This is a genomic window from Alcanivorax sp., from assembly GCF_040119285.1.
In the GTDB taxonomy this organism is placed as follows: domain Bacteria; phylum Pseudomonadota; class Gammaproteobacteria; order Pseudomonadales; family Alcanivoracaceae; genus Alcanivorax.
This window is the reverse complement of sequence record NZ_JBEDTY010000021.1, coordinates 1-12,770: the sequence shown is the minus strand read 5'-3', so window position 1 is coordinate 12,770 and position 12,770 is coordinate 1. Positions and strand designations below refer to the sequence as shown.

The following is a 12,770-nucleotide window of genomic DNA, read 5'->3' as shown; positions in this document are numbered from 1 at the left end:
CCGGCAATGTCGGAGAAAACCGTGCAGGAAAACATATGGCAAAAAACACCGAACGGCCCATTTGTACCACCTGCCCGTATTGTGGTGTGGGTTGTGGTATCAGCACCGATGGCACGTCCCTGAAAGGCGATACCTTGCACCCGGCCAATGCCGGTAGGCTTTGTGTCAAAGGTTCTTCTGTGCTGGAAACCTTGGGGGACCAGGATCGTCTGCTCAATCCAGAAGTGGAGGGCGATGTGGTGTCCTGGGATCAGGCACTGGATGAGGTCGCTGGGCGGTTTCGGCGTATTGTGGACGAACACGGCCCCGATGCGGTGGCCTTTTATGTGTCCGGCCAGCTGTTGACCGAAGATTATTACGTGGCCAACAAGCTGATGAAGGGCTACATCGGCAGCGCCAATATCGATACCAATTCCCGGCTGTGCATGAGCAGTGCAGTGGTTGCCCACAAGCGCGCTTTCGGTGAAGACGTGGTGCCCGGTTGCTACGAGGACCTGGAGCTGGCGGACCTGGTCATCCTGACCGGTTCCAATACGGCATGGGCGCACCCTATTGTGTACCAGCGCATTGCTGCGGCGAAACAGGCGCGCCCGGAAATGAAAGTGGTGGTGATCGACCCCCGCCGCACGGCCACCTGTGACTTGGCTGATCTGCACCTGGCCATTCGTCCCGGGCAGGACGTGCCCTTATTCAATGGTTTGCTCACCTGGCTCGACGATAACAACGCATTGGATCAAGCGTACATTGACGCCCATACCGAAGGGTTTGAGTCCACACTGGATACAGCCCGCAGCCAGGGCAATGACTGGGCATCGTTGGCCACGTACATGGGCGTGAGCAAGGTGGATCTGACCACCTTCTATCACTGGTTTGCTGCCTGCGACCGCACCGTAACCGTCTTTTCTCAGGGCGTGAATCAGGCCCGCAACGGCTCGGATCAGGGCAATGCCATCATCAATGCGCATCTGGCCACTGGCCGGGTTGGCAAGCCTGGCGCCAGCCCCTTTTCCATCACCGGCCAGCCCAACGCCATGGGCGGTCGGGAAGTGGGAGGCCTAGCGAATCAGTTGGCGGTGCATCTGGATATCGATAACCCAGCACACCACGCGGCGGTGGCCGATTTCTGGCAGGCGCCGGCATTGGCCAAAGAGAATGGCCTCACCGCAGTGGATCTTTTTCAGGCGGTGGCCAGCGGTAAAGTGAAAGCAGTATGGATTATGGCCACCAACCCGGTGGATTCCTTGCCGGAAGCGGATAAAGTGCGCCAAGCCCTAATGGCCTGCGACACCGTGGTGGTGTCCGATTGCGTGGCCAGCGGTGACACCCTGGCCTGTGCGGATATTCGCTTGCCCGCGCTGGGCTGGGGTGAGAAATCCGGCATGGTGACCAACTCTGAGCGGTGCATGTCGCGCCAGCGCCCGTTTGTCACTGCTCCCGGCCAGGCCCGGGCAGACTGGTGGATTATTACCCAAGTTGCTCAACGCATGGGGTTTGCCGATGCCTTTCCCTACCAGCATGAACACGAAATTTTTGCCGAGTTCTCGGCGCTTACCGCACTGGCGGGTCAATTTGGCAAGCGGCTGGATCTGACCGCCGCTGCGGACCTGACCGCCGACCAATATGCCCAGTGGCAACCACAACAGTGGCCACTCAATAGTGGCCCTCGATGTTATGGCGATGGTCACTTTTCTACTGCCAGTGGGCGCGCCCGTTTCATTGCCTGCGAGAATCCGCCGGTGCGCGTCATCGGCGATGCCTTCCCGATTATCCTCAATAGCGGGCGGATCCGAGACCAGTGGCACACCATGACGCGCACCGGCCGTGCCGGGCGTTTGTTTGCCCACCTTAGCGAACCCTTTGCGGCCTTGCACCCCAAGGATATTGAGCGTTACCGACTGCAGGAGGGGGGCTTTGTACGCCTGACCAGCCGTGTCGGTGATGCTCTCGTGCGGGTGACCCGCGACACCGGGCAGCGGCCAGGTACCGCATTCATGCCCATGCACTGGACCGATCAATTTTCTCGCCGCGCTCGGGTGGATGCCCTCGTGCCGGCACGTTTAGATCCGCATTCCGGCCAGCCAGCGTTCAAGCATACGCCGGTTAATGTCAGCGACTGGCAACCCCGTTGGCATGGCTGGTTGTTCACGGCGGCGTCCCCACCCGCCGTGGAGTACTGGGCCCGCGTTCCCGTAGATGCATTTTTGCAGGCGGGCCAAGTACAGCGTTATCGGCTGGCCGGCGATGCGGACCTAACCGAACAACAACTCCACGATTGGTTGCCCCAGGCAGCGCAGTGGCTGGCGCTCAACGATCCTGCCACGGGTCATTACCGGCGTGCCGCGCTGGACAAGGATGGCCGTTTACTGGCCTGGCTGGCGATTGGCGAAACCCTGCCGCTATGCGATGTGGATTGGTTGGCCGACTGTTTTACGCAGGGCGCCGATATTCAACACATGGCCATTCTCGCTGGGCAACCTGCCGATGCCGGCCCAGACCTGGGGCCGGTTATCTGTAGCTGTTTTCAGGTCCGCCAGAAGACCATTGAGGGCGCTGTGGAGGAGGGTGCCGACTGTGTGGAGGCCATTGGTCAATGCTGCCAGGCAGGCACCAATTGTGGCTCCTGTATTCCGGAACTGCGCGGCCTATTGGAAACGTGTACCACATGAGGGTTATTTCTCTGCCTGCGCGAGTGAGGTTGTAACGTAGGCATTTATTTCGCATCTTAATATCTGATTCGAAATAGGAATGCTGATGAAAAGCCTCAAATCTTTGTTTATCTCCGGGTTTATTGCCTTGACGGTGTGTACCTCCAGCATAGCGTTTTGGCAGTTATTTACCGGTGGTGGCTGGCCCTGGGCGGTGTTGTTGTTCACCTGCTTACCCTCGGTGCTGTTCTTCAGTTACCTGTTTCTGCTCAAGCCTGCCCGCACCAGTGCGAACCTGCCAGGCGTCTTCTGGCCGACCTTGCTTGGCACGCTGGCGGTGATCAGCCTGGCGCTGGCCGGGCAAGCCAGTGTGGTGGTGGTCAGCCTGGCCATTATTAACTTGCTTGGTGTGCACGGCTATATTCGTTGGTACAGCCGTTACGGTGTGCGACAAGCGAATGTGGTGATAGGCGAGCCACTGCCTGACGTTACCTTTAGTGACCTGAATGGTAAGCCGGTAACGGTGGCGAGCTATGCGGGGCAGCCGTTGGTGATGTTGTTCTTCCGGGGTAATTGGTGCCCGCTTTGTATGGCGCAGATTCGTGAAGTGGCTGAACAATACCAGTCGTTGCAGTCCCAGGGTGCTCGGGTGGCGTTGATTAGCCCGCAGTCTCACAGCCAATCTGCGGATTTGGCCAAGCAGTTTGATGTGGAGTTTGAGTACCTTCGTGATGACGATAATCGTGCGGCGCACGCCTTGGGTATTGTTGATGCGGGGGGGACTCCCGCTGGCCTGGAAGCGTTGGGTTATGACAGCGATACGGTGATGCCCACGGTGTTAATCGTCGATGGGCAAGGGCGCCTAGTGTATCAACACTTGACCGATAATTACCGAATACGCCCGGAACCGGCGTTGTTTGTTCAGGTGTTAAAAGAGAAAGGGCTGATTGACAGCTAACAGCAGGGGGCAGCTTCTAGCTACGAGCTAGAAGCTGGCAATCTGCCGCTGTCTTTAATCATCCGGTCCTTTCAGGGAAAGCTTGGGCAGTTCTTCGCCGCATTGCTGGCAGAAGCGGGCGTCGGGGTCGTGGGAATGCCGATAGCAGTTGGGGCATTCACGTTCATAACGCATGCTCACCCGAGCAGCGGAAATCTCTGCGGTGACGATCCCGGTGGGCACCGCAATAATCGCATAGCCGGTAATCATGGCCAGTGAGGCGATCATTTTGCCAAAGCCGGTCTGCGGTGAAATATCTCCGTAGCCCACCGTGGTAATAGTCACGATAGCCCAGTAAATGCTTTGAGGGATGCTGGTAAAGCCGTGCTCCGGGCCTTCCACCACATACATCAGGCTGCCAAAAATAATAATCACCACAAACACGGAGAACATAAATACAGCGATTTTTCGCCGAGTGCGGATCAAGGCGATGCCCAACTGGTTCGCCTCGCCCATAAACTTGGCCAGCTTCATTACCCGGAACACACGCAGTACTCGCAGAGCACGGATAGTGAGCAAGTAATTGGAGCCAGGAATCAGCAAACTAAGGTAGGTGGGAATAATCGATAACAGGTCTACGATGCCGAAAAAGCTACGGGCGTAACGCAATGGCCGCTCGCTAACCCATAACCGAATGCTGTATTCAATGGTAAACAGGATAGTGAAAAACCATTCTGCGGCGTACAGCACTACGCCGTACTGTTCATGCAGGCTGGCCACACTGTCGAGCATGACCGCGACCACACTGCCCAGGATCGCCACAATCAATAGCATATCGAATAGCTGTCCGGCGGGAGTGTCGGTGCCGAAAATAATGTGCTGCCAGCGTTGCCGCAGGTTTTCCATACGTGGGTTGTGTCCTTAAGCATGAATGAACAAAGCCGGGCATATTGTGTCTTGTTCAGGCAGTGATGACCACTTAGGCCAACATCGCTCACAGAGCCTTACTTTACCTCACCCGTTACTGAACACCGCCGGGTGGTTTTAATCATGGCCAGCCGTTTGCAGCATACCGGTCGTAACCGACCAGACAAAAAAATAGAGCCTCAAATGAGGCTCTATTTGTGGCGGCCCAAACGTCCAGGACAGTAGTCGTCCTTGGGGCGTATTGGGATACTGCGGAGCGTTATTTCTGCCGTTTGGGCAGCGCGTCGCGCAGTTTGTCGGCCATGCTGCGGATGGCTTCTTCGGTGGTGTCCCAGGCAATACAACCATCGGTGATGGACACACCGTATTCCAAATCATCCAGGTTCGGCGGGATCTTTTGGTTGCCGAATTTCAGGTGCGACTCCACCATCAAACCGAGAATGGATTCATTCCCTTCCAGAATCTGGTTGGCAATGTTTTCCATCACTAGCGGTTGCAGCCCCGGGTCCTTGTTGGAGTTGGCGTGGGAGCAATCCACCATGATGTTGGTAGACACACCGGCTTTCTCCAGCGCCTGCTCGGCCAATGCAACGGACACGGAATCGTAGTTCGGCTTGCCACCACCACCACGCAACACAACATGCCCGTACTGGTTACCTTTAGTGGTGGTTAGCGCCACGCGGCCTTCCGGGTCGATGCCCAGGAAGCGGTGGGGATGTTGCACGCTGAGCATGGCATTCACTGCCACATCCAGGCTGCCATCAGTGCCATTTTTGAAGCCCACTGGGCTGGACAGGCCGGAAGACATTTCCCGGTGTGTCTGGCTTTCGGTGGTGCGAGCGCCAATGGCGTTCCAGGCGATCAGATCCTGCAAGTATTGCGGAGTAGTCGGGTCCAGCGCTTCGGTGGCGGCGGGCAAGCCAAGTTCCGCCACATCCAGCAGTAGCTTACGGGCGATATGCAGGCCCTCTTCCACCTTGAAGGAATCGTTCATGTAAGGGTCGTTGATCAAGCCCTTCCAGCCCACGGTAGTACGCGGCTTTTCAAAATAAACACGCAGCACCAAGTAGATAGTATCGCTCACCTCGTCGGCCAGTTTTTTCAGCCGGGTGGCGTACTCCATGGCGGCGTCCGTATCGTGGATCGAGCAGGGGCCGATCACCACAAACAGGCGGTGGTCCTTGCGGTCCAGAATATTACGGATAGTCTCGCGGCCGCTGATGACGGTTTGGCGGGCGTTATCGCTGAGGGGCAGTTTTTCCTTCAGCGCGTTGGGCGTAATCAATACGTCCTGCGAGGCGATATTAAGGTCGTCTACCTGCTTGTCGGTCATGATGTGCTTTGCTACCTGTAGTTGCTGGAGGCCCCGTGCCCTATTTTTGCGCGGCGGGCTCTGGCTGACACTCCTTTTGTAGAGGTTCAGCAGTCTAGCGGAATCAGGCGGCTATAGAAATATCAAGGGGCCTGTCTGCGCCATAGGGTGGAGCAATCATACCTAGGGCGGGGAGCCATGCTGGCGGTCTTTCGTGATGCAAGTATGACGAACGGGATTATACCCCGGCGATCAGTTCTTCCACATACCTCGGCACCAGTTCAGTAGCCAGCCCATGCCTATGTTCGGCAAAAGCGGTGAGCTGCTGGGAGGGCTCCAAATTCAATTCCACCGTGTGCGCCCCGTGCCGGTTGGCTTCTTCCACGAAGCCGGCGGCGGGGTAGACATTGCCACTGGTGCCGATGCTGATAAAACGATCGCACTGAGACAGGACGCGGTAGATCGCTTCCATTTGCAGGGGCATTTCACCGAACCAGACCACATGGGGGCGCAGGCAGCCCTTCGCCCCGCACAACGGGCAGGGCAGGGCCACCGTTAGGTCATGGTCCAGATCGACCAGGCCGCCGCTGGTTTGGCAGCGCCCTTTGAGTAGCTCGCCGTGCATATGGATTAGGTTACGGCTGCCGGCGCGCTCGTGGAGGTTGTCGATATTCTGGGTAACCAACAACACCTTGCCCGCCGGCAAAGCTTTCTCTAACGTGGCCAGCGCCTGGTGGGCTGCATTGGGCCTGATTGCCCCTGTGAGTAATTGCCGGCGCCGCTGGTTGTAAAAGTTTTGCACCAGCAGGGGGTTGCGCAAGAACGCCTCGGGGGTGGCGACATCTTCTACCCGGTGGTTTTCCCACAGGCCGTCTGCTGCTCGGAAGGTCTTGATACCCGATTCCGCCGAGATTCCGGCGCCAGTAAGTATTACAATGTTTTCAGCCATTTAAGTACCCTGTATCCCGTTACACCCCTATTCTTGGAAGCCTCTATGGACACCATTATCGATCAACAGGAAAACCTTAGCCTGCCCCCGCGCGGCAACGTGACCCTGCTGCATTTTCATCAGGGCATGGTGTTGTTGGTGGGCGAGGACGCCGTTGGCCTGTATCGCGATCGGGTCGCCATCGACGACCCTCTAGCCAATGGTGTCATTGGCTACGAAACCATTCCAGCGCCATTGCAGCCGCAATGGAGCGAAGAATGTGGTTTTGTTCAAGAGCATCAATCCGGGTTTGTTGGCTTGAATGAAGGCGGGGTTCTTTTTATTCGCCCGGATGGCGTGGCCCTCTATCCCAGCGGCATGCATGCGTTGCAGAATCAACAAATGTGCTGGCTGATTTCCTTTCCGCCGCTTAATGCTTAACCGCGTATCACGATAAAGCAAACCCACCGTAGCCTGACGTGCTGAAACGTGGGTGCGGGGGGAAGGCAGTAGAATTTTTTCGCGTTGCGCCGTGGTGCGTGAAGCGTCAACACAAGGAGTTATTCATGGCAGAAGAAACCACTCGCCTGCGCCTGCGAACGCTGACGCACGAGGATTATCCCGCGTTGGCGCGTCTGATGAATCAGGTGTATCACGATATCGGTGGCGCCTGGCCAGAAGATACCATCAAAACCCTGATCCGCATTTTTCAAGACGGGCAGCTGGTGATTGAAGACAACGGCGAACTGGTGGCTACGGCACTGACTATCAAAGTTAAATACGACCGTTTCTCCAACCCGCATCGCTACGAAGACCTGATCACCGACGACAAGGTGCGCTCCCACGACAACGAAGGCGATGCACTTTACGGGCTGGATGTATTTGTAGACAAGGAATACCGGGGCTATCGCCTGGGCCGCCGCTTGTACGAAGCTCGTAAAGAGCTGTGCCGCGAGCAAAACCTGCGCGCTATACTGGCCGGTGGCCGGCTGCCGGGCTATACCCATTATTCCGACCAGATGGAGGTCACCGAATATATCGAACAGGTAGAAGCCCGCGCCATCTACGACCCGATTCTGTCATTCCAGCTTTCCAATGGCTTCGACGTGAAACGTCTTATGAAGGCCTACCTGCCGGAAGATGAAGATTCCCACGGCTATGCCACGCTGCTGGAATGGGACAACATCCTCTACGAACCGGAAGATGACGACGCCGAATGGCCGCGCCGTACCGTGGTGCGCGTGGGCGTGGTCCAGCGCCGCATGCGCGCCGCCCGCGACGTGCAAGACCTGCTCAATCAGGTGGAGTTCTTCATCGACGCGCTGTCCGATTACCGCGCCGACTTCGCGGTGCTCCCGGAATTCTTCAGCGCACCGCTCATGGGGCTACGGCCAGAATTGAACTCCGTGGAAGCGGTGCGCTTCCTGGCTAGCTTCACCGAAGAAGTCCGCGATGCGTTGGCGGACATGGCGGTGAGCTACAACATCAATATTGTCGGCGGCTCCATGCCGGTGATTGAGGAGGACAAGGTCTACAACGTGGCCTACTTGATGCGCCGTGATGGCTCGGTGGAATCCCAGTACAAGATTCACATCACCCCCCACGAGCGCCGTGACTGGGTGATCCAGGGTGGCGACAAGTTACGGGTGTTCGATACCGACGCGGGTAGGGTAGGTATCCTGATTTGCTACGACGTGGAATTCCCTGAGCTGGGCCGGATTCTCGCCGACGAGAAAATGGACATCCTGTTCGTGCCGTTCTGGACCGACACCAAAAACGGCTACCTGCGCGTACGTCACTGTGCCCAGGCCCGGGCCATCGAAAACGAGTGCTACGTGGCCATCTCCGGCTCCGTGGGCAACTTGCCCCGGGTGGATGCGGTGGATATCCAGTACGCCCAGTCGTCGGTGTTTTCACCCAGCGATTTTTATTTTCCCCACGATGCCATCATCAGTGAATCGGTCCCCAATACCGAAATGCTCATGTTTGCGGACGTGGACCTGGAAAAACTGAAATTGCTGCACCGGGAAGGCTCGGTGACCAACCTGCGCGATCGTCGGGATGATCTTTATAGCTTGGATTGGAAAAAGAAAGACTAAACCCTCAGGGCAGGGCCGTCCGGCCCTGCCTGCACTTCCCGGTCAGAAGTATGCTGTAGGAACGTAGCGTAGCGAAGTAACGCACGTAGTGCGGCCCGAAGGGTGAGCGAAGCGAATACGGCGCTTGAGCCGCGAACAACCTCGCCCAAATAGTACTTACGCCAGTCATCTGTGCTCAAACAGATAGTAAAACTTGGCCCCCTCGCACCTATTAGGAAATGCCGCCTTCCTCATATCACCGCCACTGGGAAAGGCCCTCGTTGTAACCCGCTGAGATTTCTGCTTTTATCGGTCGGTATATGAACTTTATAAATGTGACAGGAAGCCCTCGCAGTCATTGGATAGTCGAGAGGGATTTCTGATACCTGTTATGCCTCGGGGGGGCAAGTGAAAGCAAATGAATGGTGGCGTCGAGGGGAAGCAAATAGAGATCCATTCGACGCGCTTAGTAATTTCTGGCGAGGATTCAACAACTTGTTCGCGGGGAATGGCAATGAGCGGGGCTTAATAGAATCCTATTTACGTGCAAACTTCGACGAAGATTTTGCTCAGAACCTGATGGATTCTAATGCTGAAAACGTCCGCGTCCTAATGTCACTGCCGGTAGTTGATATGAGGAGGAGTGGCAGAGATACATCTAGATACATTCAATCCTACGGCAAAGCAACAACAGCAATCGATCGTCTCGTGGCTCTGTTTATGGTGATATATCAGATCAGATGTAACTTTGAGCACGGTCAGAAATCGCCGTCACGAGCTAGAGATAAGGCTCTTTGTCAGGCCGCGTGCCCGTTTGTGTCTGCGATTGTGGCAGGTGCGGGATAACAAGGGCCTCCAGGCCGACCTACGGCGGCTTGAGGCGGGCGTTAGGACGTATTTCAGCCCTGAATATGGAGTATGAATGAAGGGAAAGTACATTGCAGTAGGCCTTCTGGCTCTTCTCTCGGCGGCAGTCGCAGTATTGCCGTATTTATACAGTTTCAGCGGAAGGCCAATTTCGACGGTACCTGTTGAGTGGGGAGCATTTGGAGCCTATTTTGGCGGTGTCTTGAGCCCGATTCTAAGTTTCTTTGCGCTGGTAGGTTTGCTATTAACACTGCATGAAACAAACGCGACTAATAGTAGGCAATGGGAATATTTGAGAGCTAACGAAAAAAAGAGAGAATGGCAGCTCGTAATCGAACACGCAGAATCCCAAATTCGTCGCTTAGTTTCGAAGCATGTTCAACGAAACGATGGTCAAATTTTTGAATTGGGAAGTGCGTTGAATCAGATTCGAAGCAAAATTCAGTCTAGCGATGGGGTGAATGGTGATCGAGAACATGCGCAAAGTATCCTCTCAAAAAACTGGAGTCCCTTGGAGCTAGAAAGCTTTTCTGGTCTCTGCAATCTCTTGGGCTCGCTATCGATCTACATAGAGCAGTATTCCTATTGTTTGATGAAAGAAAACAGAGAAGAGATAGTTGGACACTACCTTTCCAGTTATTTTGGATACGTCTCATCACTTCAATGGATGGGTATTATGAAAGGGCAAGACTCGGAACGGTGGGCATCTTTACTGACTACTAAATATGGCCAAGGATAGTCCTAACCAGTGCAGGAACGGCGACGCCCACTACATCTACAGTAAATTTCCTGGCTGGCGCAGGAACGTATAGTCTTCCCGTTGCCCTGTCAGGCTTTATGTAACCCAAATGCCCCTTAATTTTCTGGAGAGACAATGAACTCCAACCTGACTAGAAACGGGACACGAGGGTCAGGTCTTGCCCCGTGCGTTTCATGAAGCCCGGAGAGCGTTGATGGCTGACGGTTCACGTTGAGTTTCTGCTAACTGGAAGGGAAGAATCCGTTGAATGGATGAGGGAAAGAGGGCAGGAATATGCCGCAACGCCTGGCACTTGGGTTGGCGTTACTTTGGGTGCTGTTGTCCGGCGTTGAGCAAGCAAACGCTTTTCAACAGAGTCTGGTGGCGGCGGCGCTTGAACGCACTGAACATCAGGTGACCTACAACGGTGCCTACTATCGTTTGGATTACCCCAACGGCGATGTGCCGGCGAATATTGGGGTCTGCACGGATGTCATCATTCGCGCTTACCGTGCCGTTGGCACGGATCTACAGGTAAAAGTCCATGAGGATATTACTGCCAACTTCTCGGCTTATCCGTCCAAACGAATCTGGGGACTAAACTCCACGGATCGCAATATTGATCACCGTCGTGTACCCAATCTACAAGCCTTTTTTACTCGCCATGGCACCTCGTTGCCGGTGAGCCAGACCCCATCGGATTATCGCCCCGGAGATTTGGTAACCTGGATGTTGCCCGGTAACCTGCCGCATATCGGTATCGTGACTGACAAGCTGTCGGCGAGCACGGGCCACACGAAGATCGTGCATAACATTGGCGCGGGACCTCGTCTGGAAGACATGTTGTTTAATTACCGTATTACCGGGCACTATCGGTATGTGCCTGCGGGCGATAGTTCTGAATAAGCAAAGGAGGAAACGATGGCGACCTATCCAATCGACGGCTCCTGCCAGTGTGGGGAAGTGACCTACCAGTTATTGGCCGAGCCCCAGAAGGTGCTGGCCTGTCACTGCAAGGCGTGCCAGAAACTGTCCACCAGTGCGTTCAGCTTAACCGCTGTTGTTCGTGCCCAGGACATCGTGTTTCACGGCGAAATGCGTGAATGGCTGCGGACTGCAGATAGTGGCAATACCAGTGCGGCAATGTTCTGTCCTACCTGTGGCAATCGTATATATCACGTCAACCCGGATGAACCGGACAGCTTTAAATTAAAGCCCGCCAATCTGGCTGATACCAGTATTCTTGAGCCCCAGGCGCATATCTGGATCAGCGAGAAACAGGACTGGTTCAAGATTCCGGAAGGGGCGAAAACCTTCGATCGACAGCCGTAAGCGTGCTGGTTTAACAGACGATGGCCATGGGGCCGTATTTTTCGTTTAAAAAGGTGCCCGATGATTAACGCCTGGGTGGTCAGGGCTGTCGCCATTCTGGACGTTTTTCTGGGCGTGGTGCTTGGGGCTGCCGGCATTTGGCTGCCCGTGTCTGGCCCGTCTTCCGAACTCAGAGAGCCTGCTGCGTTGTGTATTGTTCTTGGCGTGATTGTCTTTGCTCTGGATCGATATGAGTGGACGCGGCCAGCGGCTGTGATGGCCGTTATGTTCCAGATTGCCGGGGTGGTCGCCGCGCTGGCATATATCAGCCTCGGTTAAAACATCGCGCAGTTATTAGTCATGGGCTCCTTGCCTGTAGCGTGACACTTTCCCTAAAACCGTCCACCATCCAGTGAAGGCATGAAGGCATGAAGGCATGAAGGCATGAAGGCATGCACTAACTATAAGTGGCATAGAAAAGGTTCATCGCGGATTAGAGTGAAATAGGTATGGGCGGACAGTGCACCGAGTTAAGTTGTTTGTGCGACCAAGCAACACAACAAGGACACTGCCGCCATGCCAGATGCTACGTTTCCGTGGACTGGCTGGGAAGGATTTCTTCCTGGCCATTTCTCCCGCCTTTCGGCCTCTGAGTGCCTGATTCAGCTGCAGCCAGACCCCAGTTACACCCCTCACTGTAGTGGCTGCCTACAAGCCTGCTCCTTGATTCATGATGTCAATGTGCGCCGCATTCGGGATCGGGATTTGTTTGAGTATCGAACCTGGCTTGAGGTGCCGGTAAGACGACTTCGCTGCCCTCGCTGCGGTGTCCGCCGTGAAGCCCTGAGCTGGTTGTCCGTCTATTCCCGCCTTACTGAGCGATTGCGCCAGCAGGCGGAGTGTAATCCCCCCGAAAATTAATCGAGGTTTTGAGTAGAGACTTTTACACTGATCGCACAAGGAGCGAATGATGAAGAAGTCTCGATTTTCCGACAGCCAAATCCTGGCGGTCCTGAAGCAACACGA

The 12,770-nt window shown here is 55.4% G+C and carries 12 protein-coding genes; 9 read left to right on the top strand and 3 right to left on the bottom strand.

Annotated elements, in window-relative coordinates; translation table 11 throughout:
* Window positions 1-35 precede the first annotated feature (35 nt).
* Together ABNH10_RS05765 and ABNH10_RS05760 are read left to right on the top strand one after the other, a co-directional pair.
* Window positions 36-2,666, top strand: a complete 2,631-nt coding sequence (locus ABNH10_RS05765) for a nitrate reductase (protein ID WP_349385048.1) — start codon at window positions 36-38, stop codon at window positions 2,664-2,666.
* 85 nt (window positions 2,667-2,751) lie between these two features.
* Entirely contained in the window at window positions 2,752-3,603 is an 852-nt protein-coding gene (locus ABNH10_RS05760; RefSeq protein WP_349385047.1) for a peroxiredoxin family protein, read from the top strand.
* A 54-nt stretch (window positions 3,604-3,657) separates the two neighbouring features.
* On the opposite strand, the gene ABNH10_RS05755 is transcribed toward ABNH10_RS05760, so the two are convergent.
* From ABNH10_RS05755 to cobB, 3 genes are all read right to left on the bottom strand, one after another.
* Window positions 3,658-4,488 (bottom strand): ion transporter, encoded by an 831-nt coding sequence (locus tag ABNH10_RS05755; protein ID WP_349385046.1) that lies wholly within the window; start codon window positions 4,486-4,488, stop codon window positions 3,658-3,660.
* A gap of 280 nt (window positions 4,489-4,768) precedes the next feature.
* Window positions 4,769-5,842, bottom strand: coding sequence for a 3-deoxy-7-phosphoheptulonate synthase (locus tag ABNH10_RS05750; protein ID WP_011588375.1), 1,074 nt, complete (start codon window positions 5,840-5,842; stop codon window positions 4,769-4,771).
* A 217-nt stretch (window positions 5,843-6,059) separates the two neighbouring features.
* Window positions 6,060-6,770, bottom strand: coding sequence for a Sir2 family NAD+-dependent deacetylase (cobB, locus tag ABNH10_RS05745; protein WP_349385045.1), 711 nt, complete (start codon window positions 6,768-6,770; stop codon window positions 6,060-6,062).
* A gap of 45 nt (window positions 6,771-6,815) precedes the next feature.
* Between cobB and ABNH10_RS05740 the strand changes: the two genes are divergently transcribed.
* From ABNH10_RS05740 to ABNH10_RS05710, 7 genes are all read left to right on the top strand, one after another.
* Entirely contained in the window at window positions 6,816-7,190 is a 375-nt protein-coding gene (locus tag ABNH10_RS05740; RefSeq protein ID WP_011588377.1) for an NUDIX hydrolase, read from the top strand.
* Window positions 7,191-7,315: 125 nt separating this feature from the next.
* Window positions 7,316-8,848, top strand: a complete 1,533-nt coding sequence (locus tag ABNH10_RS05735; protein ID WP_349385044.1) for a GNAT family N-acetyltransferase — start codon at window positions 7,316-7,318, stop codon at window positions 8,846-8,848.
* 901 nt (window positions 8,849-9,749) lie between these two features.
* Window positions 9,750-10,433, top strand: a complete 684-nt coding sequence (locus tag ABNH10_RS05730; protein ID WP_349385043.1) for a hypothetical protein — start codon at window positions 9,750-9,752, stop codon at window positions 10,431-10,433.
* Window positions 10,434-10,727: 294 nt separating this feature from the next.
* Window positions 10,728-11,339, top strand: coding sequence for a DUF1287 domain-containing protein (locus tag ABNH10_RS05725; RefSeq protein WP_349385042.1), 612 nt, complete (start codon window positions 10,728-10,730; stop codon window positions 11,337-11,339).
* 15 nt (window positions 11,340-11,354) lie between these two features.
* Entirely contained in the window at window positions 11,355-11,765 is a 411-nt protein-coding gene (locus tag ABNH10_RS05720) for a GFA family protein (protein ID WP_349385041.1), read from the top strand.
* 60 nt (window positions 11,766-11,825) lie between these two features.
* Window positions 11,826-12,083, top strand: coding sequence for a hypothetical protein (locus tag ABNH10_RS05715; protein ID WP_349385040.1), 258 nt, complete (start codon window positions 11,826-11,828; stop codon window positions 12,081-12,083).
* Window positions 12,084-12,320: 237 nt separating this feature from the next.
* Window positions 12,321-12,665, top strand: coding sequence for a transposase family protein (locus ABNH10_RS05710; RefSeq protein WP_349385039.1), 345 nt, complete (start codon window positions 12,321-12,323; stop codon window positions 12,663-12,665).
* The last annotated feature ends 105 nt before the right edge of the window (window positions 12,666-12,770 follow it).

Coding starts and splice junctions, on each gene's coding strand:
- ABNH10_RS05765 (WP_349385048.1), top strand. CDS start 36: ATGGCAAAAAACACCGAACGGCCCATTTGTACCACCTGCCCGTATTGT.
- ABNH10_RS05760 (WP_349385047.1), top strand. CDS start 2,752: ATGAAAAGCCTCAAATCTTTGTTTATCTCCGGGTTTATTGCCTTGACG.
- ABNH10_RS05755 (WP_349385046.1), bottom strand. CDS start 4,488: ATGGAAAACCTGCGGCAACGCTGGCAGCACATTATTTTCGGCACCGAC.
- ABNH10_RS05750 (WP_011588375.1), bottom strand. CDS start 5,842: ATGACCGACAAGCAGGTAGACGACCTTAATATCGCCTCGCAGGACGTA.
- cobB (WP_349385045.1), bottom strand. CDS start 6,770: ATGGCTGAAAACATTGTAATACTTACTGGCGCCGGAATCTCGGCGGAA.
- ABNH10_RS05740 (WP_011588377.1), top strand. CDS start 6,816: ATGGACACCATTATCGATCAACAGGAAAACCTTAGCCTGCCCCCGCGC.
- ABNH10_RS05735 (WP_349385044.1), top strand. CDS start 7,316: ATGGCAGAAGAAACCACTCGCCTGCGCCTGCGAACGCTGACGCACGAG.
- ABNH10_RS05730 (WP_349385043.1), top strand. CDS start 9,750: ATGAAGGGAAAGTACATTGCAGTAGGCCTTCTGGCTCTTCTCTCGGCG.
- ABNH10_RS05725 (WP_349385042.1), top strand. CDS start 10,728: ATGCCGCAACGCCTGGCACTTGGGTTGGCGTTACTTTGGGTGCTGTTG.
- ABNH10_RS05720 (WP_349385041.1), top strand. CDS start 11,355: ATGGCGACCTATCCAATCGACGGCTCCTGCCAGTGTGGGGAAGTGACC.
- ABNH10_RS05715 (WP_349385040.1), top strand. CDS start 11,826: ATGATTAACGCCTGGGTGGTCAGGGCTGTCGCCATTCTGGACGTTTTT.
- ABNH10_RS05710 (WP_349385039.1), top strand. CDS start 12,321: ATGCCAGATGCTACGTTTCCGTGGACTGGCTGGGAAGGATTTCTTCCT.